Below are 21030 nucleotides of genomic sequence, written 5' to 3'. Positions count from 1 at the left end.
GCGGGCGCTGACGGCCTCCGCCGCCCTTGACGGGTTTCGTGCGTCCCCTTGAACGACGCCGGTCCTGACTATTGGGAACATCATGACCGACACCAAGATCAACGACAAGCGCAAGGCTGAGCTGCTCTCGTCCGTCGTCGAGCACATCGACATCAAGAGCTTCGACGCGCGTCCGATCATCGATTCGATGCAGAAGATGAGCTTCACCAGCCGCGACCTGGCGCGTGCGACCGGCATCTACAACCAGATGCTGGAAGACCCGAACTGCTCGATCTTCCTGGTGATCGCGGGCTCGACCTCGGCCGCCGGCTGCATGGACCTCTATGCCGAGCTCGTGCGCAACAACATGGTGGACGGCATCGTCGCCACCGGTGCGACAATCGTCGACATGGATTTCTTCGAGGGCCTTGGCCACAAGCACTATCAGGCGCTGGAGATCCCCGACGACGACACGCTGCGCTCGCTCTACATTGACCGCATCTACGACACCTACATCGACGAGGAAGACCTCCAGAACGTCGACCACACGATCTTCGAGATCGCCGAGACGCTGGAGCCCCGCGCCTACAGCTCGCGCGCGTTCATCCGCGAGATGGGCAAGTATCTCGTCGAGCACGGCAAGAAGGAGAACAGCCTCGTCAAGCTCGCCTACGAGCATGACGTGCCGATCTTCTGCCCGGCGTTCACCGATAGCTCGGCGGGCTTCGGTCTCGTGAAGCACCAGGTCGACGCGATGAAGGCGGGCAAGCCCTACCTCACCATCGACTCGATCGCGGACTTCCGCGAGCTGACCGACATCAAGATCGCAGCCGGCACCACCGGCCTGCTGATGATCGGCGGCGGCGTGCCGAAGAACTTCATCCAGGACACGGTCGTCTGCGCGGAAATCCTGGGCCACGACGACGTCGAAGTGCACAAGTACGCGGTGCAGATCACCGTCGCCGACGTGCGCGACGGCGCCTGCTCGTCCTCGACCCTCCAGGAGGCGGCGAGCTGGGGCAAGGTGAACACCGGCATCGAGCAGATGGTGTTCGCGGAAGCGGGCTCGGTCATGCCGCTGCTGGCGTCCGACGCCTATCACCGTGGCCACTGGAAGAACCGTGCGAAGCGCGGCTGGGCCAAGCTGTTCAACGGCAAGTAAGCCTGTCCGACTAGAAGGAACGAACCCGCCCGGGCATGTCCCGGGCGGGTTTTTCTTTGGGCCTCGTCGCGGTACCTGTGGTTCCAAAGACAGGGAGAGGCACCATGACGATCGACCGCCGCACGCTGCTCGGCACCGCACTCGCGCTGCCGGTCGCCGCCGCCGCCAGCCAGGGCGCGCAGGCACAGGCTCGGACAGGCATGACGCCGTGGCCGCCGGGGGAGCACTTCCGGCTTTGGCCCGGCAAGGCGCCGGGCGCGCCGGCCAAGCTCCCTACCCCCAGGCCCGAGATGAGCGGCAACCCGGCGCAACCGGAACTGTGGATGCGGGGCACCGCCGATCCGATCGTGGCGGTGTTCCGGCCCGAGCGCCCGGATGGCCGCGCGGTGCTGTCGATCCCGGGCGGCGGCTATGGCTTCGTCTCGCTGGAGAACGAAGGAATCGACGTCGCCAGCGTGCTCAACCCGCTGGGGATCACCGTGTTCGTGCTGAGCTACCGCCTGCCGGGCGATGGCTGGGCGAACCGCGCGGACGTGCCGCTGCAGGATGCGCAGCGCGCAATGCGGCTGATCCGCGCCAATGCCCGGCGCTATGGCATCGATCCCGCCAAGCTCGGCGTGCTCGGCTTTTCGGCGGGCGGGCACCTGGCCGCCTCGCTGACCGTCGGCCACGACGACCGGATCTACACGCCGGTGGATGCGGCCGACCGCCAGTCCGCTCGCCCGGCCTATTCCGGCCTCGTCTATCCCGTGACCAGCCTCTCCAGGCCGGGGACCCATAGCGGCTCGGGGAACAACCTGCTCGGGCCGAACCCCGACGAGGCGACCCGCCGCCGCTATGACACGCCGCCGCGCATCACGGGCGCGACCCCGCCCCTGTTCCTGGTCCATGCCATGGACGATCCGCTGGTGCCGTTGGAGCAGAGCCTCGACGTGCTCGCCGCCGCCCGCGCGGCCAAGGTGCCGGTGGAGGTGCATTTCTTCGAAAAGGGCGGGCACGGCTTCGGCGCGAAGCACCTGCCGGAAACAGCGCCCGGGCGCGGCTGGCTCCAACTGTTCGATCTGTGGATGCAGCCACACCTCGGCTGAAGCCGTGCGTCTGGGTCCCACGCTGGCACAGCCGCACCGTCCGCAGCGTAAACCCTTCGTTTACTCGATTTCTCCGTCGCTGGTATTCCGCCGGTAACGAACGTGACAGGGGAACCGAGATGAAGCTTTCGACTATGATTTGCGCGGCGCTGATCGCTACCGCAAGCACCCCCGCATCGGCCACCGGCTGGTGGTGGTGGGGTGGTTCCAGCGGCGGCCACACCGGTTCCAGCGGCGGCCAAACCGGCTCGACCGGTGGCCACAGCTCCACCGGCGGCACTGGTTCGTCGGGCGGCACGCCGGCACCGGTGCCGGAGCCGGCCACCATGCTGCTGCTGGGCGGCGGCGCGGCAGCACTCGCCTTCGCCCGCAAGCGCCGCGCGAAGTAAGCGGTGGGGCGGCTGCGGCCGCCCTGCCCCTCAGCCGAACAGGCGGCGCATCGATCGGTCGAGCATGACCAGCTGCCACAGGGTACGGCCATGCTCCGCCCGGCCGGCGCGATGATCGGCGGCGAGCCGCTCGACCGCGGCCGGATCGAACCAGTTCGCCAGCACCGGTGAGCGCGCAAGCGTCGCCGCCTCGGCCGCGAGCGCATCGCGGAACCAGGCGCTGACCGGCGTCACGAACCCCATCTTGGGCCGATAGAGGATCTCCTTCGGCAGCCAGGGTTCGAGCGCCTTCTTCATCAGCCACTTGCCCTGCGCGCCGCGCAGCCGAAGGGCTGGCGGCAGCGTGGCGGCGAACGCCACCAGGCGATGATCGAGCAGCGGCTCGCGCGCCTCCAGGCTCACCGCCATGCTGGTGCGATCGACCTTGGTGAGGATGTCGCCGGGCAGCCAGTGCTGGATGTCGGCATATTGGGCGGCGTCGAGCGCATCGCGCGCCGGCGCCCCGCGCATCGTGGCCACATAGCGCTGCTCGCCGCGATAGCCGCCGAGCGCCGTGCGCGTCGCGGCGGTGTAGAGCCGGTCCCGCGTTGCCGGCGTCGTGACCCCGACTGCGCGCGCATAGGCGGTCGCACCATCGTCGGCGAGCGCGAGCAGCGTTGTCTTGGCGCGCAGCGGCCGCGGCGCCCAATCGGCCTTGGGATAAGCGGCACCGAGCGTACCGAAGAGCCGCGAACGCCACTGCGCCGGGAGCATCCCGCGCACCCGCTCCTCGGCGGCGTGGAAGCGGTAGCGGCGGTATCCGGCGAACGCCTCGTCCGCGCCGTCGCCGGACAGCGCCACCGTCACGGTCTCCCGCGCGAGCGCGCAGACCTGGTAGGTGGCGAGCGCCGAGGCGTCGGCGAAGGGTTCGTCGAAGGCATCGACCAGCGTGTCGATCAGGCCGAAGTCGTTCGAGGCGACGGCGCGGGTGCGGTGCTCGGTCGCGAAGCGGCGGGCGACCAGATCGGCATGGGCCCGCTCGTCGTGATCGGCCTCCTCGAAGCCGATGGTGCAGGTCTTCACCGGCTGGCGGCTGGCCTCCGCCATCAACGCGACCACTGCCGAGCTGTCGACGCCGCCGGAGAGGAAGGCGCCGAGCGGCACGTCGGCGACCATGCGGGAGCGCACGGCTTCGCGCAGGTGGTGCACCAGTTCCGCCGTCAGGTGGCGCGTCGAGCCCTTGGCGCGCTGCGAGAAATCCACGTCCCACCACCGCACCGGCTCCGGCACCGGCCGGCCGCGCTCCAGCAGCAGGAAGTGACCGGCGGGCAGCTTGCGCACGCCGGCGACGATGCTCGCGTCGTCGGGCACATAGCCGAGCGCCATATAATCCTCGATCGCACCCAGATCGGGCGCGCGACGGACCAGCGGATGAGCGAGCAGCCCCTTCAATTCCGACGCGAAGGCGATCGCGCCGTCCGACAGCTCGACATAGTGGAGCGGCTTCACGCCCAGCCGGTCGCGCGCCAGGAACAGGCTGCGCGCCTCCGCATCGTAGAGCGCGAAGGCGAACATGCCGTTCAGCCGCGACAACAGCCCCGGTCCCCAGGCGCGCCAGCCGTGGAGAAGGACCTCGGTATCGCCATCGGTGGTGAAGCGGGCGCCGAGGCCTGCGAGTTCGGCGCGCACCTCGCGATAGTTGTAGATCTCGCCGTTGAAGGCGACGACGTGGCTTTCGCCGGGCGTCGCCATCGGCTGCGGGCTGCCGGCGACGTCGATGATCGAGAGCCGACGATGGCCGAGCCCGACGCCCGGTGCCGTCCAGATGCCCGATCCGTCGGGGCCGCGATGCGCGAGCGCGTTGGTCATGCCCGCGATCCGCGCGGGCTCGATGGGCTTGGGGAGCGCGGGATAATAGAGGCCGGCGATGCCGCACATCAGCGCGCACTCCCGGCGACCGAGGCGGCCAGCCGGTCGATCGGCCCTGCGGCGGCGAGGAAGTCGTCGGCCGCCGCGCGCGCCGCCGGGCCACCGCCATGCGCCGAGACCAGGACGGCGACGGCGAGCGGCGAGCCGCCGAGCAGCTTTCCCTTGAGCGTCTCCAGCTTGACCCGGCGGGCGCTGCCGGTCGTGACGTCGCCCAGCCGGTACCAGGTGAAGGTCTGGCGTTCGACCGGGCCGGGCGCGGTCATGCGCACGCCGCTGCTGCCGGCGAGCGGCGGCAGGTCCTCGATGCGGACCCAGCGATCGTTCTCGCGGATCGCGCCCTGGCCGAAGCCCACCAGTTCCTTGCCTTCGCGCTGGCCGGCATAGACGGCCACCGCCAAGTCGACCCGGCGGCCCTGCGCATCGACATAGTGGCCCAGCACCAGGCGATCGGCCCCCGGATAGTTGGGCGCCCAAGCCGGCCCCTCGGCGGCCGACACCTGGCGCCAGCCGGGCACCGCCGGCAGGGTCGAGCGTGCGGGAAGCGGGGCCGTCCGGCCCTCGCCGGCCCAGCCCCAGCCGGCGAACAGCAGCGCGATCGCCAGTACCAGCGCGGTTGCGAGCGGCAGCCGTAGCGTCCAAGTGACCGGCGCCTGCAGCGCGGCGGGATCGAACCAGGGTGCGTCGGGATCGCGATCGAACCAGCGCCAGCCGATCGCCATCACCGCCGCCATCACCAGCGCGAAGAACACCCATCCATAGACGATGTGGTCGAAGCCGGTGGCTGCCTCCACCGAGGTCAGGTGCGCGGCATAGATGGTGCCCGCCGCGCGCACGCCGTTCGCCAGCACCGGCACGACCAGCGCCATCGCGAGGAAGGCCGCGCGCCGCTGCCAGCGGACGTAGCAGACGTTGGCGACCAGGACGCCATAGGCGGCCATCGCGATCACGAACTTCGTGCCCGAACAGGCCTCCGCCACTTCGAAATAGCCGTTCGGGATGGTGATCAGCACGCCATCGACGACGGCCGGGACACCGAGCAGGTGGAGCAGTCCCATGGTCTGGCGGACGGTCAGCGCCTGGAGCGGCATTTCGAGGAAGTCGCCGAAGGGAACCAGGAACGCCATGTAGCCGAGCGGAAAGGCGAGCCCGCGCGCGACATGGGGGCCGAGCAGCGCCACAACCGCCCCGGCAAGCATCGTCACCAACCCGGCGTGGCGGAACAGCGCGACGGCCGCCGCATCGCCGACGAGCCAAACGAAGGCGCCGACCGCCACCGCCAGCAAGCCGGGTCCCCACGCCTGGGGATGCAGCTGCGCCAGTTCCCGCCGCCGCTGCCACACGAGCCATGCGAGAATCGGCGGCACGAACAGGCAATGGCCGTAGGTGGTGGAGTTCCACCAGATGCCCAGCATGTGCGCGACGTCCCGCCGGAAGATCAGCAACAGCGCGGCCCAGGTGCCGGCGAGGCAGGCCAGCGAGGTGAGCCAGCGCGAGCCGAGGCCGGCGGCGAGCGGCGGCGATGCGAGCGTCCCGCTCATGCCGCCTCCCGCTCCAGCAGCGCATCGAGCGGTGCCAACTGCGCATCCCAGCCGTAGCGGCGCTGCACCTGCGCGCGTGCACGGGCACCGATCCGGGAGGCCTGGGCGGGATCGGCGAGTAAGTTCGAGATGGCGGTCGCGAAGTCTGTCGGCACGCGGGCCACGGAAAGGCAGCCGTCGTGGTCGATCCCCTCCGCCGCTTCCGGCGAGGCAACCACCGGACGCGCCATCGCCATCGCCTCCAGCACCTTGTTCTGGACACCCCGGGCGATGCGGAGCGGCGCGACCACGACGTTCGCCGCAGCCAGCCAGCCGCGAACGTCGGGCACCTCGCCGGTCACCAGCACGTCGGGCTGCTCGGCCAGGGCGCGGACCGCCGGCGTCGGCGCGCGCCCGACGATCGCGAAGCGTGCGCTTGGATGGCGTTCCCGGACTTTGGGCAGCACGGCTTCTGCGAACCAGGTGACTGCATCCACGTTGGGGCGATAGTCCATCTGGCCGGTGAAGACGATCAGGGGCGCGGTTTCGGAAACGGGCTGAACCACAGCCGGATCGTAGAAGCCGGTGTCGATGCCGTTGCCGATCGCCCGGACGCGCGGCGCACCCGTTGCTTTCCGGAACAGCGCGGCTTCTGCCTCGCTGACGAACAGGCTGGCGTCGGCGCGCTCGGCAACCTTGGCCTCGAACGCCTGGAGCAGCCGCGCCTCGCGTGCGAGCAGCCAGCGCATCGGCCCTGTCGCAGCGCCGGCATATTGGGCGAACTTGGCGGAATCCATGTCGACGAAGTCCATTACCACCCGGGCCTCGGGGTCGGCGGGCAGATATTGCGCCATCTGGCCCGAGAAGACGTAGATCGCCTCGATCGGCTCGCGTGCCAGCACCTCTTCTACCGCCGCCCGCATTGCGGCGGCATCGAAAGCGGAGAGCGAGAATGGGAGACGGGTCGCCAGCGCCTCGGCGACGGCGCGCGCACGCCCCTTGCCGCGCCACAGGATCTTGCGGCTGGCGGTCGCCTCCACGAGTTCGGGACGCGGCTCAAGATCACGGCGATCGTCGGCAAAGGCGCAGAGATAAACCCGGTGGCGGCGTGCCAGGTGCCGCAGCACGTGCCAGCCGCGGATCTTGTCGCCGCGATCGGGCGGGAACGGCACCCGGTGCGCCAGGAACAGGATCGATCCCATCAGCCGAGCCCGCGCGCGATCCAGGGGCCGACCCGGTTGGCGACGGCGAGCGGCAGCCGCTGCCAGGCGGCGATCTTCAGCCGATATTTCGGGTTGAGCGGGCTGGCGTCGCGGGGCGCGGCGCCGTCGCGGGTCCAGGTCGCATAGGCGAGCGGCTGGGGCGTGAAGCCCCAGTTCTTCTTGAACGCGGCCGGCCCGGTGCCGGCCTTGGACCGGCCGAAGTCGAAGGCGGTGCAGCCGCGATCGCGGGCGTGCCGCATCAGCGCGAAGTACATGGCGTCGTTGGCCCGCAGCGCGCGGGCGGCGCGCGTCCCGCCGCCCCAATAGGGGTACACGGTGCCGCGCCAGTAGAGGCTGAGCACGCTTGCGACCGCACAACCCTCATGGCGCACGGTCAGGATGTCGGCGCCCTCCGCCCCGAACGCGTCGAGCACTTCCCGGAACAGCGCCGGCGGGAACACCGGGGTGCCCAGATTGCGGACGGACTCGCCATAGACGGCAAAATGCTCGGCCAGGCCGCGGCGGCTTCGGCCGGTTGCGATCTCGAAGCCGGCAGCGAGCGCCTTACGGACCTCGGCGCGCTGCTTGCGCGGGATGGCGGCGAGTTCGGCCGCATCGTCCGCGGCGATCGGGCGGACGAAGCCGAGATAGCGGCCCTCGTCCACCGTCCAGCCGGCTCCGCGGGGCGCCGGGCCGCCGCGCAGTTCGATCGTCGGCGCGCCTTCTTCGTCCGCGATTTCCAGCGCCCGTTCGATCAGCGCTGCCTGCGCCGCTGCATCCTCACCGAGCGGACCGCCTGCGACGCCGAAGCCGGTCGAAACCAGCGCGGTGCCGAACAGGCGCGATCGCACGGTGGTGAGCGGCAGGATCGCGGCCAGCGTGCCGCCGCGCTCCGCCACCAGCATCGCGAAACGCTGGCCGGTCGCCCGCGCCGTCGCCATGCCCCAGGCCGGCAGGTGAAAGGGCGTACCCCCCGGCTGCCCGGCCACGAAGCCGGCGATGCGCGCGCGCTCGGCCGCATCGTCCAGCCGGGCGGTGCGGACGGTCACTCCCGCGACGAGTTGCGTCACGCGCGCTGCGCCTCCGCGGCCACGATCGCGTCGGCACGTCCCCAGCGGTGCCGGCGCAGCAGCCGGCGCAGCTTGCCCTCCATCGCACCCAGGCGGGCGTAATGGCGCACGCGCGAGCGCATCGGCGCACCGGCCACCCGGGGCTGGCCGGCGTCGATCTCCCACGGGTGGAAATAGAACATGGCGGGGCGCCCCTCACCCGCGTTCGCGTGGGCCACCGCGCGTTCGGTGATGGCGCCCGGCAACAGCCGGAAGAAGCCACCTCCCGCCGGCACCTGCCGCCCGAGCACGCGCGCGGTGGTGATCGGCCATTCGATCAAGTCACTGCCGGCAAGCGGGCGAAAAGGATGCGGCGGCGCGTCCGGCCAGCCATAATGGTCGTGGCGGACCGGGGCCACGCTCGACGAATACAGATACCCCGTCTCCGCCAGCACCGCGTGCGCCCAGGGGGTGCGCGCGTCGATCGAGAAGCTGGGCGCGCGATAGCCGGTGACGGCCACTCCGCCCGCATCCTCCAGCGCCGACCGCGCCCGCGCCACATCGGCGCGGAACTGATCGGGGGTGAAGGTGAAGACGCGCCGGTGATCCCAGCCGTGGCTGGCGACCTCGTGCCCCGCATCGGCGATGCGACGGATCAGGCCGGGCGCCCGCTCCGCCACCCAGCCGAGCGTGAAGAAGGTCGCGGTCGTGTTCGTCTCGGCAAACAGCGCCAGCACGCGATCGGTGTTCGCCTCGACCCGGCTTTCCAGGTGCGGCCAGTCCTCACGGGCGATCACCGCTTCAAAGGCGCCGACCTGGAACCATTCTTCGACGTCGACCGACATGGCGTTGCGCATGGCCGGCGGCTCAGGCGGCGTTGCCGCGCAGCCGGTCGATGTTGGGCCGGCGCTCCTCGCCCTCCACCCAGTCGACCAGCAGCATCAGCACGCGGCGCAGCGTCTCGTCCTGATCGGCGAGGCGCGCCTCCAGCTTGGCGATGCGATCGGTCATGGCCGCAAGCTCGGCCGTCTGCGCGCTGCCCGGCGACGGCACGGCGTGGAGCACGCCGCGGGCCGGGCGGGCGGCGTCCGGCGATGGCGTAGCGGCGGGCACATGCTCCTCCGCCTCTTCCGAATGGCCGACGTCATCGGCCAGCTCCGCGCCGACGGCGTCGATCTCGGCCGCGTCGAAGCGCTCGATCTCCTCGACGCCGCCCATCAGGAGCACGCGGCTCATCAACAGGTTCAGCCGGCGCGGCACGCCGCCCGACCAGCGATGCAGCGCCTCGATCGCCTCGGGCGTGAAGTCCGGCCGGCCGTTCCAGCCGACCAGCGACAGGCGGTGAACGATGTAGGGTTCGACCTCATGCGCCTCCATCGGATCGAGATGGTGCATCGCGATCACGCGCTGGCGCAGCTGCTCGACGCGGCCGGAGCCCTGCAGGCGCTCGCGGAACTCGGGCTGCCCTAGCAGGAAGATCTGGAGCAGCGCGTGGCCGCCGGCCTGGAAGTTGGACAGCATCCGCAGCTCTTCGATCGCGGAGAGCGGCAGCGACTGCGCCTCGTCCACCACCAGCAGGGTCCGGCGGCCGGCGCGCGCGACCGCGTGGAGCCCGCGCTCGATCGCGGACAGCAGCTGCGCCTTGGAGAGACCCGTCGGATCGGTGCCCAGGCCCGATGCGATGACCTGCAACAGGTCTTCGGGCTCCAGCTGGGTCGTGACCAGGCGGATCACGTTCAGGCGCGCGGGATCGATGGTCGAAAGGACGTGGCCCAAGAGCGTGGTCTTGCCCGCGCCCGGCTCGCCGGTGATGACGATGAAGCCCTCGCCCTCGCTTAGGCCATAGGTGAGGTACGCCATCGCCTTGCGATGCGTGCCGGTGTCGAACCAGAAGGCCGGGTCCGGCGTGAGCTGGAATGGCTTGCCCGAAAGGCCATAGAAATCGTCGTACATCGTCCCGGCCTCCTCAGAAGCGGTAGCCGAAAGCGAGCAGTGCCTGGGCGATCCAGGCGCTTTCGCTCCGTTCGACATCGAAAGTGTACAGCCCGGCCGACAAGGTACCATAGGCCCGGCCGAAGCTGCGATAATAGGCGCCCTGGGCGCCGCCGCCCCAGCTGTCGAGCGCCCCGTCGATCCCGCTGGTGAAATAGTTGGCGTAGAGGTCCGCGGTCACCCCCGAACGCGAGTCCAGCGCCCGCTGCGCGAACGCCTGCGCGTAATAGCTCTCGTCGTTGCTGCGGTAGATGTCGGCACCCGGCACCTCCGGCAGGAAATAGTGGCGGTTGGTGTAGCCCGCCCCTACCCCCAGCCGCGTGTTGCCGCGGCTGACGGCATAGACCGCGTCGACCCCGCGCGCGCGATAGACGGCAGTGGAGATCGACTGGAACACCGGGGTTAGGCAGGTGCCGGGCTGCGGGACGCCGCCGGGCGTGGTGCCGCCGGGCGTGGTGCCGCCGCTGAACACGCAGCCGCTGTAGCGGTTGCCGAACGGATCGGCGCCGCCGTTGTAGAAGCTGGTCGGCAGCGATGCGAGGCCGCTGGTCAGCTGCTGACCGAAGGTGGTGACCGTGTCGTAAACCCGGACCTGGAGACCGGCATTGGGTGCCGTCTGCCACGTCAGCGATCCCGTGTAGATCATGCTGCCGTAGCGCTGGCCGATCCGCGCCTCCAGCTGGAAGCGCGGGCTCGGGTGCCAGACGACGCCCGCGTCCCAGATCACGCCATCGACATCATAGGCCAGGCGGATCGGAGAATCGGGATCGGTCACATAGCGGCCGTTCCCGTCGACGACGGGGAAGCCCTGTGCGTCCAGCAGCGGATCGCGCTGGCCGACCTCGATCTTCTCCCAGCCGATGCCGCCGACCACCGCCAGTTCGCGGCTCACCGGCATCAGCGCGTCGAGGCGCAGGAACTTGCCCTCGTAGAACTGGTCGAGCTGGCTCGTGTCCTCCCGCACCAGCCCGCCCGAAAGCGTGAGGCCGACCGGCAGCACCGTGCCCGGCCGGGTGGAGAGGCTGCCGGTCAGCTGGTGGCTGGTGGAATCGTCGTAGAAGTCCAGCTCGCGGCCGGTCTCGTCGCGGAACAGGTCCGGCGCCTCCACCTTGGTATAGCCGAGGCGATAGGCCGCGTTGACCGCGACCGGGCCGGCCCGCGTCGCGAGCGTCGGTCCGCCGTAGAGCGAGTAGACCTGCGTGCTGCTGCCGTCATAGCCGGCGAGATAGGCGGGCGAGCCGCCGCCGATACCGGCGCGGGTGCGGGTCGCGAGCGCCCCCGCCTCGACCGAGACGGTGCGGGTGAGCTGCGCATTCGCCCGGGCGAGGCCGGAATGGACGTCGCTGTCGCGGGCCTCGTCGCCCCATCCGATGGTGCGCTGATACTGATAGGACAGCTGCACCTGTACCCGCCGGCTCTGCACCACCGCGTCCACCCCGGCGGTCAGCTGGGTGTAGGTGAGGACATCGTCATTGGTGAGGTCCGCCGACAGCACCTGGCCGACCTCGATATAGGGCGACACCTCGACCCGGCGCCCCTGCGCCTGGGCCGGATCCGGCATCGTCAGCACCAGCACGCCCGCACCGGCCAGCCACGCGGCACGGTTCACGCCTCTTCCTCCGCTTCGTAATAGCTGCCGAAGCGGCGGCCGCGCGGCTGGAGGGAGACGGCGTTCAGCAGCAGCTGCACCGTGTCGCAGCCATCGAGCAGCGCCACCGCCTCGCGCAGGTCGCTCTCGCTGGTGCGATCCGCGCGCACCACGACCAGCACCTGGCCGACATGCTCCGCAAGCGCTGTCGCGGTGGACGCCGCGAGGACCGGCGCCGAATCGAACACCATCAAGCGGCGCGGGTTCGCCCGCTCCAGCCGCTGGAGCAGGGCATGGGCACGATCGCTCGCCAGCAGTTCGGTGTCGTTGTCGCTGCGAGCACCGGCCGGCAACACCGACAGGTTCGGCACATCCGTCGGGATGATGCACGCTTCTACGTCGATCGTCGGATTGGCGAGCGCATCGAGCAGTCCCGGCCCGCTCGGGATGCCGAGCGTGTCCGGCACGTCGGGCTTGGCGAAATCGGCGTCGACCAGCAGCACTTCCAGGTCGCGCTCGGCCGCGAGCGACAGCGCGAGGTTGACCGAGCAGAAGGTCTTGCCCTCGTCGGGCTGGGCGGAACAGACGAGCACGCTGCGCGAGCGCGCGGCGTCGCCCTCGCGCGCGGCGAGCAGCAGCTGGCGCTTCACCAGGCGGAATTCCTCGGCCAGCGCCGTGACGGGCCCGCCCGGCACCAGCATGCCGCGCTCCGCCAGCCGCACCCGGTCGACCGGCTCGGGTGCGCGAGCGGGAATCGAGGGGGCAGCGGGTTCGGCCGGGTTCGCCGCGGACGCTGGTGCCGGGCCCATCGGGCGCAGGCCGGCGCCTGGCTGGAAGCCATAGCGCTCGACAGCCCGCTCGAGCAGCGAGCCGCGACGGCGCGGCGGCGGCGGAGCGCCGTTGATCGGATCCCCCCTCATGCCGCCGCGAGCCCCCGCATCAGGAACTCGACGGCGATCAGCGCGACGAAAGCGACCCCCAGCGCCGCGGTGGCACCGGTAAAAAGCTTCAGGCGCCGCTGCCGCAGCTGGTGCTGCGTCTGCGTCAGCACCTGCCCGATCGAGCCGATCACCGGCAGGCCGCTCGCCCGCTCCAGCCGCGCGGCGGTGGAGAAGCCGGACCGCAGCTTGCCGAGTGCAAAGGCGCTGGCGACGCCACCGCCAAGCCCGACGATCAGCACGCCGAACAGCAGCAGCGGGCGGTTGGGCGAGGCAGGCACGCTCGACTGGCTGGGCGGATCGATCAGGCTGAACTTGACCGCATCGGTCTCGTTCTGGACCTGGCGGCGCAGGCGGACCTGTTCGCGGTCGGCGAGCAGCTGGTCGTACTGCGTCTTCATGGCCGCGATGTCCTGGTCGAGCTGGGCCTGCTGGGCAGCGGCGGCCGGATCGCGGGCCATGCGGGCCTGGATGCCGGCGAGCTGTGCCTCCAGCTGCCCCTTGCGCTGCGCCAGTTCGGCCACGCGGGCGGCGCGTTCGGTGCGCATCGACTGGAGCTGGAAGTAGAGCGGGTTCGTCTGGGCAGCCGATCCGCCGCTGCGCGTCACCGGCTCGTTCCTGGCTGCGGCGCGTGCGGCGGCAAGCTGGCGGTTGAGCGCGATCATGTCCGGATGCTGGTCGGTCCAGCCGCGCCCGCGGCCTTCCGCCAGCTGGCCCTCGATCAACGCAACGCGCGCGCGGGCCGGGCCGGCCGCGACATTTCCCGCGTCGCCGGCGACCGTCGCCGCCGTGGCGGCAAGCTGGTTGTTCACGGCGGACAGGCTGGTGTTCGCCGCCGCAAGCTCGCCGTCGATCTGCGCCAGCTGTTCGCGCGCCTGGCTCATCCGCTCGTCGAGCGATCCGGTGCCCGGCAGCAGGTTCAGGAACTGCGCCTGGAAGCCCTGCCGCTTCGCCTCGACCTGGGCGATCTGCTGCTGGCGGGCGCCCAGCTGCTGGTCCAGGAAACGCAGCGACTGGCTGGTCGCGTCGCGCCCGCTCGCCAGATTCTCCTCGACGAACAGGTCGATCATCTTTTGCACGACTTCGCGCGCCAGCCGGGGATCGCCCAGCGTCGCCGAGATCTCGAACAGATTGTCCTGCTGCGCGACGATGCGGATCGCCTGTTGCAGCATCACGATGCGGTCGTTGACGTCGCGGTCGTTGGCGACGGTTTTCGCCAGGCTGGTGCCACGGACGACCTTCTCGAGGTTGTAGGCGGAAGCGAGCGTCTGGCGGACGCGGTCGATGTCTTCGGCCTGCTGGTCTTGGATGCCGCCCGTCGCGGTGCTGGTGGGCAGGATCGAACGCAGCTGGACCGACAGGCGCGCGGTGGAGGTGTAGCGGTTGGGGATCTGCGACACGGCAAGCCAGCCGACCAGGCAGATCGCCCAGGCGACGCCCAGCGCCACCCAGCGACGTAGCCACACCAGGTGCGCGGCGACCCGCAGTTCGTCGAAGAGACCCTCCACCAGCGGCCCTTTAGAACATGGTTTCCGGGATGATAATAACATCCCCCGGGGCCAGCCGCACGTTCGCGGAGGTGTCGCCGTCCTTCAGCAGGCTGGCGATGCGCAGGCCATATTCCTGCTGCTTGCCGGTCGTCCGGTCATAGCGCACCAGCCGCGCGCGATTGCCGGCCGCGAACTCGTTCACGCCGCCGACCGCGATCATCGCGTCGAGCAGCGTCATGTTGGCGCGGTACGGCAGCGATGCCGGCTTCTCGGTGGCGCCGACGACGCGCACCTGCTGGCTATAGGTGCCGGAGAAATTCTCCACGATCACCGACACCAGCGGGTCCTTGATATACTCGCCGAGCGCGAGCTTCATGTCCTGGGCGAGCATCGCCGGCGTCTTGCCGACCGCCGGCATGTCGCTGATCAGCGGCGTGGTGATGCGGCCATCGGGGCGGACCTGCACCTTCGCCGACAGCTCCGGGTTGCGCCACACGAAGACGTTGAGCTGGTCGAGCGGGCCGATCACATAATCCTCGCCCGGCGTCTCCTGCGCGGTGACGAAGGGCGCGGCCGGCAGTTCGGGGCGGGTCGCGGCGCATCCGCCCAGCAGCATCGCTGCCATGGCCATGATGCCGGCCGCCGCCGGGAAGCTGTGCACGCGCATATCGAACCCCTCGCTCATCGCCCGCCGCCCAAGGGGTGCAGGATCGTTGCTGCCCTATACCCGGCCCGGTAAACATAGGGTTAGGTAGAAACCGGCGGTTCCCCTGGGTCGGCGTGCCATATCGGGAAGCTTCCCGACGCCTGCCTGCCGCACTCCAGCCCCCCAGCGGCCATTCGGAAGCGGCTCAACGACCTTCAGGTCCGGCGGTTCCCCTGGACCACCAGCTCGCGCGCCGCCGGATGGCCGAGAAAGGCGGCTGGGCTCGCGGTCGCGCCATAAGCGCCGGCCAGGAACACCGCGACCAAGTCGCCCACGGCGACCTCGGGCAGAGCGACCTTATCCGCGAGCCGGTCGAGCGGCGTGCACAGGCAGCCCACGACCGAGGCGGTCTGGGTTGCGGGCTCCGCCAGGCGTCCGGCGACGGCAAGCGGGTAGTTGCGGCGCACGACCGTCCCGAAATTGCCGCTGGCGGCGAGCTGATGGTGGAGCCCGCCGTCGACGATCACGAACCGCTCGCCGCCGCTGTCCTTCACGTCAATGACGCGGGTGAGGTAGACGCCCGCCTCCCCCACCAGCCATCGCCCGAGCTCGATCGCGAAGGCGCTGTCGGCCAGCGTGGCGGGGCGCGCCGCCAGCGCGTCCCCAAGCGCAGCGCCGATCGCCGCGACGTCGATGGGCAGGTCGCCTGCGAAATAGGGAATGCCGAAGCCGCCCCCCAAGTTGACGAGCGGCGGCGCGGCTCCGGCCTCGTCGGCCAGCCGGGCAGCGAGCGCCACGGTGGCGGCCTGGGTTTCGATGATCGCGGCGGTGTCGAGCGCTTGGGAGCCGGCAAAGATGTGGAAGCCGCGCCACGCCGCCCCTGAGGCGAGGATCGTGCGAACCAGCGCCGGCACGCGCGCGGCATCGACCCCGAAGGGAGACGCGCGCCCGCCCATCCGCATGCCCGAGCCGCGCAGCTCGAAGTCCGGGTTAACCCGCACGGCCAGGCGCGGAGGGATGCCGAGCCGATCGCCGATCGCGATCGCCCGGGCCACCTCTCCCTCGGACTCCGCGTTCAGGGTGGCGCCGGCCTTGATCGCAGCCGCGAGTTCGTCGTCGCGCTTGCCGGGGCCGGCGAAGCTGATCTCGGCCGCGGGCTTCACCGCCAGCGCGTGCGCCAGTTCCCCGCCCGAAGCGACGTCGAGCCCGTCGACCAGCGGCGCGATGTTGGCAAGCAGATCGGGATGCGGGTTCGCCTTGATCGCATAGTGGATGCCCACCCCCGCTGGCAGCGCGCTTCGCAGCAGGTCCACCCGCTCGGCGACGAGGCCCAGGTCGTAGACGAACAGCGGCGTGTCGCCGGCGCGGGCGACCAGCGCCTCGGCATCCTCGCCGCCGATGGTCAGCCGCCGTTGCCCGGCAAAGGCGGGCGGGATCGGGCCGATCGGCTTCATTGCGGCATCTCCTGGAACTCGGCGAGCACGGCGGCGCGCAAGCCGCTGCGGTCAAGCTTGCCATTGGCGTTGCGCGGCAGCGCATCGCGCCAGCGATAGTGGGCGGGCTGCTGAAAGGCGGGAAGCTCGCGACGCAGGCGCTCGCGCAAGGCTGCCTCTGCCGTCTCGGCGGGGCCGTTGGCACGCGCGACGACCAGCACTGCCTGGCCGAGCCGCAGATCGGGCACGCCGAACGCCGCGGCCTCCGCCACCTCCCCGCCGGCAAGCACCGCCTCCTCGACCTCGGTGGGGCTGATGCGGTTGCCGGCGCTCTTGATCATCTCGTCGTCGCGGCCGACGAAGCGAAGCAGGCCGTCCTGCCCCTCCACGACCGTGTCGCCGGACCAGACGGCGGTGCCGCCGCTCCGCGCAAAGGCGGGCGCAGGCCGGAAGCGCTGCGCCGTACGCTCCGCGTCCTGCCAATAGCCCTGCGCCACCAGCGGCCCCGCATGGACGAGTTCGCCAGGCTCGCCGGCCTGCGCGCGGCTGCCGTCGGGGCGCACCACCAGCACCTCGGCAAAGGGAATGGCTCGGCCGATCGCGTCCGGCGCGTCGTCCACCAGCGCGGGATCGAGGAAGGTGGAGCGGAATGCCTCGGTCAGGCCGTACATCGGGTAGAGATCGGCCTGTGGGAACCGCTGGCGGAGCGCACGCACCATCGGGGTCGTCAGCGCGCCGCCCGAGTTGGTGAGCCGGCGCAACCGGGCTGCCGTCTCGGGGGGCCAGTTCGCCTCCAGCAACTGTGTCCACAGCGGGGGTACACCGGCCAGGCTGGTGATCCCCTCGCGCTCCACCGCCTTCACCACGTCCCGCGCGGTCAGATAGTCGAGCGGCACCACGCAACCGCCCGCCGCCCAGGTGGAGAAAAGCTGGTTCTGCCCATAGTCGAAGCTCAGCGGCAGCACGCCGAGCACGCGGTCGGTGGGCGATAGGCGGAGATAATGAGCGACCGAGATGGCGCCGAGCCAAAGGTTCGCGTGGCTGAGCATCACCCCCTTGGGCCGCCCGGTGGAGCCGGAGGTGTAGAGGATCGCGGCAAGCGCGTCCGTGTCGGCGCGTGACGGCGGCAAGGCCCCCGCCGCATGGGCAAGCGCCTCTTCCTCCACCGCAACCGCGCAGCCCGCGGGGACGTCGCCTGCCTCCAGCAGCCCGGCACGCACCGGCTGGGTCAGCAGCAGCGCGGCGCCGCTGTCGGCAAGGATATGCGCCACCTGCGCCCGCTTGAGCACCGGGTTGATCGGCACGTGCACCAGCCCGGCGCGGGCAGCGGCGAGCGGCATCAGGCAGGCCGCGCGCGACTTGGGCAACCAGCCGGCGACGCGACTGCCGGGCGCCAGCCCCCGCACGTGGAGCCAGTGCGCGAGGCGGCCCACCGCCGCCTCCAGCTCGGCGTAGGAGAGCGTGCCGTCCTTGCCCGCCAGCGCGGGCGCCGCCGGGTTTCCCCGCAACGGCAACGTGTCCAGGGGCTGGGGCACAGGATCGAGCGGAACCATGGGCGAGCGCATAGCCGATGCCGTCGCCAAAGCCACGCCCGCATCATGCGCGCAGCTTGGCTTTCGGGCCTGCGACGACTAACAGCGGGTCCAATCAGCAAGAGGAAAATCCCTTGGTTCCGGAACAGGCGAACGAGATCGAGAACACCGTGCGGGCCGTGCTGCGGGAGGTGCTGGGCCTGTCGGCCGAGCGGGTGGCGGCGTTCGATGCCGAAACGCCGCTGTTCGGCGCGCTGCCGGAGCTCGACTCCATGGCGGTGGCGGGGGTGCTCACCGAGATCGAGGACCGGCTGGGGATCCTGATCGAGGACGACGACATCGACGGCGATACGCTGGCGACCTTCGGCTCGCTGACCCGCTTCGCCATGGGCAAGGCGGTGCATTGATCGACCGCTACGACTGGCCCGGCGGCACAGAGGCGATGCTTCGCTTCGGTCCCGCCACCGGGCCGGTTGTGGTGCTTGCCCTGCCGCCCTTTGAGGAGGCGAACCGCACCCGCACGCTGATGGTGTCGGTGCTGCGCCAGCTGTCGGACATGGGCATCGCAGGGGTGCTTCCGGACCTGCCGGGCCAGGGCGAGAGCCTGCTCCCGACCGAAGACGCCGCGTTGGCGGACTGGCGCGCTGCGTTTGCCGCATGCGTTGCGACGCTGCCCCAGCCTCGGTTCGCGGCAAGCATTCGCGCCGGGGCCCTGCTCGACGGCGAAGCAGACGTTCAGGCGCGCTGGTCGCTGTCGCCGCAGACCGGTGCCGAGCTGTTGCGGGAGCTGCACCGCACCGCGCGTTCGGCCGGGACGCCGGAAGGCGTGAGGCCGTTGGGAAAGACGCAAGGCACCTCCGCACACGACCGTATCCCTGCGCAGGCAGGGATCCAGAACCAAGCAGAACAACGCTTGTCTGAACAGAGCAACCCTGGGCTCCTGCCTGCGCAGGAGCACGGCGACGGGGTACGCGAGGGTGCCGCAGGGGCGGCGGTCGAGATCGCGGGCAACCGGATCGGCCTTCGCCTGCTCGATGCGCTCGCCGGGGCGGACATCGGCACGCCGGACCGGATCGTCCGGCTGGAGAACGATGCCCGCCCGGCCGACCGCCGCCTACCCTATCCGTCGCCCTGGCGGCGCGCCGAGCCGGACGCGGATCCCGCGCTCGCCCAGGCACTTGCCGCCGACATTGCCGACTGGGTGCGAACGTGGCGCGCCGCCTGATCGAGTTCCCCTGCGCTGGCGAGCGGCTTGCCGCGACGCTGGACGCGGCGCCGGGCAGCGCCGGGCTGCTCATCGTCTCGGGCGGCAACGAGCTGCGGATCGGCGCGCACCGGGGCATGGCCCTGCTCGCGCAGCGGATCGCGGCCGGCGGGTGGCCCGTGTTCCGCTACGACCGGCGCGGCATCGGCGATTCGACGGGCGAGAACCGCGGCTTTGCCGACAGCGGCGCGGACCTGGCCGCCGCCGTCGCGGCGTTTCGCGTAGAGGCACCCGACCTCACCCGCATCCTGGGCTTCGGCAACTGCGATGCCGCGACGACGCTGGCCCTGTTCCACCAAGCGGCGGGCATCGACGCGCTGCTCCTCGCCAATCCGTGGCTGGTCGAGAACGAGGGCGACACGCCCCCGCCCGCCGCGGTGCGCGCGCGCTATGCCGAGCGGCTTCGGGACCCCAGGCATTGGCTCCGGCTGCTGCGCGGGCAGGTCGATCTGGGCAAGCTGGCACGTGGCGTACGCGCGCTCGCGCGCCCGCGGTCGCGCGCACTTGCCGGCCAGGTCGCCGCCAGCCTCGCCGGGAGCGAGGTTCCGGTTACGCTCCTGCTTGCACGACGCGACAACACGGCGATCGCCTGCGCCGATGCCTGGCGCGGACCCGTGTTCGACCCGATCCGCAGCCGCATCCCCGTGCTGGAGCACGACACCGCCAGCCACAGCTTCGCGCGCGCCCCCGACGCCGAATGGCTGCACGCGCGCGTGCGGGAGGCCCTCGGCTAGGCTACGCCGCTGGCTCTTTCTCCGTTCGCCTCGAGTAGCCGTCGAGCTTGTCGAGACGGCGTATCGAGAGGTCGGTCGTTGTGGCTCTCTCGATACGGGCTCTCGACAAGCTCGATCCCTACTCGAGACAAACGGAGGAGAGGCAGATCACTCGGCGGCTTCGGCGATCTTCTCGAAGTCCGCCTCGGCCAGGAAACGCTCGGCGTCGAGCGCGGCCATGCAGCCCGTGCCCGCCGCAGTCACGGCCTGGCGATAGACCTTGTCGGTGACGTCGCCGCACGCGAACACGCCCGGCACGTTCGTGCGGGTCGAGCCCTTCTCCACGACGATATAGCCGTCCTCGTCCAGCTCGACATGGCCGCGGAACAACTCGGTCGCGGGATGGTGCCCGATCGCGACGAAACCGCCGTCGACCTCGATCTGCGACAGCTCGCCGGTGACCGTGTCCTTGAGCTCGATGCCGACCAGTCCGACGTTGCCGCCGCCGTCGATGAACCGCTCGACCTTCTTGTTCCAGAGCACGCTCACCGCGTCGTGCGCGAACAGCCGTTCCTGCAGGATCTTTTCGGCGCGGAAGCTGTCGCGGCGATGGATGATCGTCACGTCAGGCGAGTGGTTCGTGAGATAGAGCGCTTCCTCGACCGCGGTGTTGCCGCCGCCGATCACCGCCACCTTCTTGCCGCGGTAGAAGAAGCCGTCGCAGGTCGCGCAGGCGCTGACGCCCTTGCCCTTCAGCGCTTCCTCCGTCTCCAGGCCCAGCCAGCGTGCCTGGGCACCGGTCGCGATCACCAGCACGTCGCCTTCATAGACGTCGCCGCCGTCGCCGATCAGGCGGAACGGGCGCTGGCTCACGTCCACCTCGACGATGGTGTCGTACATCATCCGCGTGCCGACGTGCTCGGCCTGGGCCTGCATCTGCTCCATCAGCCAGGGGCCCTGGATCACCTCCGCGAAGCCGGGGTAGTTCTCGACGTCCGTGGTCGTGGTGAGCTGCCCGCCGGGCTGGATGCCCTGCACCACGATCGGGTTCAGGCCGGCGCGCGCGCCATAGATGGCGGCGGAGAGCCCGGCCGGGCCGGAGCCGAGGATCAGCATGCGGGTGGTGTGGGTGGTCATCTC

19 protein-coding genes are annotated in these 21030 nt (G+C 70.7%); 6 read left to right on the top strand and 13 right to left on the bottom strand.

Annotation, left to right across the window (positions count from 1 at the left end; all coding sequences use genetic code 11):
- Nucleotides 1–82 precede the first annotated feature (82 nt).
- The 3 genes from ABDZ92_RS14855 to ABDZ92_RS14845 all read left to right on the top strand — a co-directional run bounded on the left by ABDZ92_RS14855 (nucleotide 83) and on the right by ABDZ92_RS14845 (nucleotide 2618).
- Nucleotides 83–1141, top strand: coding sequence for a 1,9-bis(guanidino)-5-aza-nonane synthase (locus ABDZ92_RS14855; protein WP_125960380.1), 1059 nt, complete (start codon nucleotides 83–85; stop codon nucleotides 1139–1141).
- Between the two features lie 104 nt (nucleotides 1142–1245).
- Nucleotides 1246–2229 carry an alpha/beta hydrolase gene (locus ABDZ92_RS14850; RefSeq protein ID WP_125960381.1) on the top strand — a complete coding sequence of 328 codons (984 nt, stop codon included), beginning with the start codon at nucleotides 1246–1248 and terminating at the stop codon, nucleotides 2227–2229.
- 119 nt (nucleotides 2230–2348) lie between these two features.
- Entirely contained in the window at nucleotides 2349–2618 is a 270-nt protein-coding gene (locus ABDZ92_RS14845) for a PEP-CTERM sorting domain-containing protein (RefSeq protein ID WP_125960382.1), read from the top strand.
- Between the two features lie 30 nt (nucleotides 2619–2648).
- On the opposite strand, the gene ABDZ92_RS14840 is transcribed toward ABDZ92_RS14845, so the two are convergent.
- From ABDZ92_RS14840 to ABDZ92_RS14785, 12 genes are all read right to left on the bottom strand, one after another.
- Nucleotides 2649–4535: an XrtA/PEP-CTERM system amidotransferase gene (locus ABDZ92_RS14840; RefSeq protein WP_125960383.1), complete on the bottom strand. Its 1887-nt coding sequence runs from the start codon at nucleotides 4533–4535 to the stop codon at nucleotides 2649–2651.
- Entirely contained in the window at nucleotides 4535–6064 is a 1530-nt protein-coding gene (gene xrtA, locus ABDZ92_RS14835) for an exosortase A (protein WP_125960384.1), read from the bottom strand. The genes ABDZ92_RS14840 and xrtA overlap by 1 nt, the downstream gene beginning before the upstream one ends.
- The gene (locus ABDZ92_RS14830) at nucleotides 6061–7245 is read right to left on the bottom strand and encodes a TIGR03087 family PEP-CTERM/XrtA system glycosyltransferase (protein WP_125960385.1); all 1185 of its coding nucleotides are present in this window, start codon (nucleotides 7243–7245) and stop codon (nucleotides 6061–6063) included. The genes xrtA and ABDZ92_RS14830 overlap by 4 nt, the downstream gene beginning before the upstream one ends.
- Entirely contained in the window at nucleotides 7245–8315 is a 1071-nt protein-coding gene (locus ABDZ92_RS14825; RefSeq protein WP_125960386.1) for a FemAB family XrtA/PEP-CTERM system-associated protein, read from the bottom strand. The genes ABDZ92_RS14830 and ABDZ92_RS14825 overlap by 1 nt, the downstream gene beginning before the upstream one ends.
- A complete protein-coding gene (locus ABDZ92_RS14820) occupies nucleotides 8312–9151 on the bottom strand; it encodes an XrtA system polysaccharide deacetylase (protein ID WP_125960387.1) in 840 nt (279 codons plus the stop codon). Before ABDZ92_RS14820 ends, ABDZ92_RS14825 begins: the two co-directional genes overlap by 4 nt.
- A gap of 10 nt (nucleotides 9152–9161) precedes the next feature.
- On the bottom strand, nucleotides 9162–10247 hold the full coding sequence (locus ABDZ92_RS14815; protein WP_125960388.1) for an AAA family ATPase: 1086 nt from the start codon (nucleotides 10245–10247) through the stop codon (nucleotides 9162–9164).
- 13 nt (nucleotides 10248–10260) lie between these two features.
- On the bottom strand, nucleotides 10261–11895 hold the full coding sequence (locus ABDZ92_RS14810) for a hypothetical protein (protein WP_343763644.1): 1635 nt from the start codon (nucleotides 11893–11895) through the stop codon (nucleotides 10261–10263).
- The gene (locus ABDZ92_RS14805) at nucleotides 11892–12794 is read right to left on the bottom strand and encodes an AAA family ATPase (protein ID WP_125960389.1); all 903 of its coding nucleotides are present in this window, start codon (nucleotides 12792–12794) and stop codon (nucleotides 11892–11894) included. The genes ABDZ92_RS14810 and ABDZ92_RS14805 overlap by 4 nt, the downstream gene beginning before the upstream one ends.
- Entirely contained in the window at nucleotides 12791–14320 is a 1530-nt protein-coding gene (locus ABDZ92_RS14800) for an XrtA system polysaccharide chain length determinant (RefSeq protein ID WP_125960390.1), read from the bottom strand. Before ABDZ92_RS14800 ends, ABDZ92_RS14805 begins: the two co-directional genes overlap by 4 nt.
- 10 nt (nucleotides 14321–14330) lie before the next feature.
- Complete coding sequence (locus ABDZ92_RS14795; RefSeq protein ID WP_425542295.1) at nucleotides 14331–14927, bottom strand: XrtA/PEP-CTERM system exopolysaccharide export protein; 597 nt, start codon at nucleotides 14925–14927, stop codon at nucleotides 14331–14333.
- Nucleotides 14928–15163: 236 nt separating this feature from the next.
- Nucleotides 15164–16402, bottom strand: a complete 1239-nt coding sequence (locus ABDZ92_RS14790) for a pyridoxal-dependent decarboxylase, exosortase A system-associated (RefSeq protein ID WP_125960391.1) — start codon at nucleotides 16400–16402, stop codon at nucleotides 15164–15166.
- The gene (locus ABDZ92_RS14785) at nucleotides 16399–17934 is read right to left on the bottom strand and encodes an acyl-CoA ligase (AMP-forming), exosortase A system-associated (RefSeq protein ID WP_125960392.1); all 1536 of its coding nucleotides are present in this window, start codon (nucleotides 17932–17934) and stop codon (nucleotides 16399–16401) included. The genes ABDZ92_RS14790 and ABDZ92_RS14785 overlap by 4 nt, the downstream gene beginning before the upstream one ends.
- A gap of 113 nt (nucleotides 17935–18047) precedes the next feature.
- Here ABDZ92_RS14785 and ABDZ92_RS14780 point away from each other — a divergent pair, with 113 nt between their 5' ends.
- The 3 genes from ABDZ92_RS14780 to ABDZ92_RS14770 are packed head-to-tail and all read left to right on the top strand — an operon-like array spanning nucleotide 18048 to nucleotide 19911.
- Nucleotides 18048–18320: an acyl carrier protein gene (locus ABDZ92_RS14780; protein ID WP_125960393.1), complete on the top strand. Its 273-nt coding sequence runs from the start codon at nucleotides 18048–18050 to the stop codon at nucleotides 18318–18320.
- The gene (locus tag ABDZ92_RS14775; protein ID WP_125960394.1) at nucleotides 18317–19138 is read left to right on the top strand and encodes a hypothetical protein; all 822 of its coding nucleotides are present in this window, start codon (nucleotides 18317–18319) and stop codon (nucleotides 19136–19138) included. Before ABDZ92_RS14780 ends, ABDZ92_RS14775 begins: the two co-directional genes overlap by 4 nt.
- Entirely contained in the window at nucleotides 19123–19911 is a 789-nt protein-coding gene (locus ABDZ92_RS14770) for a hydrolase 1, exosortase A system-associated (protein WP_125960395.1), read from the top strand. Before ABDZ92_RS14775 ends, ABDZ92_RS14770 begins: the two co-directional genes overlap by 16 nt.
- A 147-nt stretch (nucleotides 19912–20058) precedes the next feature.
- Here the strand turns inward: ABDZ92_RS14770 and trxB are convergent, their stop codons facing one another.
- Nucleotides 20059–21027: a thioredoxin-disulfide reductase gene (gene trxB / locus ABDZ92_RS14765; RefSeq protein ID WP_125960396.1), complete on the bottom strand. Its 969-nt coding sequence runs from the start codon at nucleotides 21025–21027 to the stop codon at nucleotides 20059–20061.
- Nucleotides 21028–21030: the final 3 nt, after the last annotated feature.

The organism is Sphingomonas molluscorum (genome assembly GCF_039522995.1).
In the GTDB taxonomy this organism is placed as follows: Bacteria; Pseudomonadota; Alphaproteobacteria; order Sphingomonadales; family Sphingomonadaceae; genus Sphingomonas; species Sphingomonas molluscorum.
The sequence above is the reverse complement of the archived record's forward strand: the minus strand, read 5'-3'. Positions and strand labels throughout refer to the sequence as shown.

Coding starts and splice junctions, on each gene's coding strand:
- ABDZ92_RS14845 (WP_125960382.1), top strand. CDS start 2,349: ATGAAGCTTTCGACTATGATTTGCGCGGCGCTGATCGCTACCGCAAGC.
- xrtA (WP_125960384.1), bottom strand. CDS start 6,064: ATGAGCGGGACGCTCGCATCGCCGCCGCTCGCCGCCGGCCTCGGCTCG.
- ABDZ92_RS14855 (WP_125960380.1), top strand. CDS start 83: ATGACCGACACCAAGATCAACGACAAGCGCAAGGCTGAGCTGCTCTCG.
- ABDZ92_RS14850 (WP_125960381.1), top strand. CDS start 1,246: ATGACGATCGACCGCCGCACGCTGCTCGGCACCGCACTCGCGCTGCCG.
- ABDZ92_RS14790 (WP_125960391.1), bottom strand. CDS start 16,402: ATGAAGCCGATCGGCCCGATCCCGCCCGCCTTTGCCGGGCAACGGCGG.
- ABDZ92_RS14820 (WP_125960387.1), bottom strand. CDS start 9,151: ATGCGCAACGCCATGTCGGTCGACGTCGAAGAATGGTTCCAGGTCGGC.
- trxB (WP_125960396.1), bottom strand. CDS start 21,027: ATGACCACCCACACCACCCGCATGCTGATCCTCGGCTCCGGCCCGGCC.
- ABDZ92_RS14805 (WP_125960389.1), bottom strand. CDS start 12,794: ATGAGGGGGGATCCGATCAACGGCGCTCCGCCGCCGCCGCGCCGTCGC.
- ABDZ92_RS14815 (WP_125960388.1), bottom strand. CDS start 10,247: ATGTACGACGATTTCTATGGCCTTTCGGGCAAGCCATTCCAGCTCACG.
- ABDZ92_RS14830 (WP_125960385.1), bottom strand. CDS start 7,245: ATGGGATCGATCCTGTTCCTGGCGCACCGGGTGCCGTTCCCGCCCGAT.
- ABDZ92_RS14840 (WP_125960383.1), bottom strand. CDS start 4,535: ATGTGCGGCATCGCCGGCCTCTATTATCCCGCGCTCCCCAAGCCCATC.
- ABDZ92_RS14795 (WP_425542295.1), bottom strand. CDS start 14,927: ATGGCAGCGATGCTGCTGGGCGGATGCGCCGCGACCCGCCCCGAACTG.
- ABDZ92_RS14785 (WP_125960392.1), bottom strand. CDS start 17,934: ATGGTTCCGCTCGATCCTGTGCCCCAGCCCCTGGACACGTTGCCGTTG.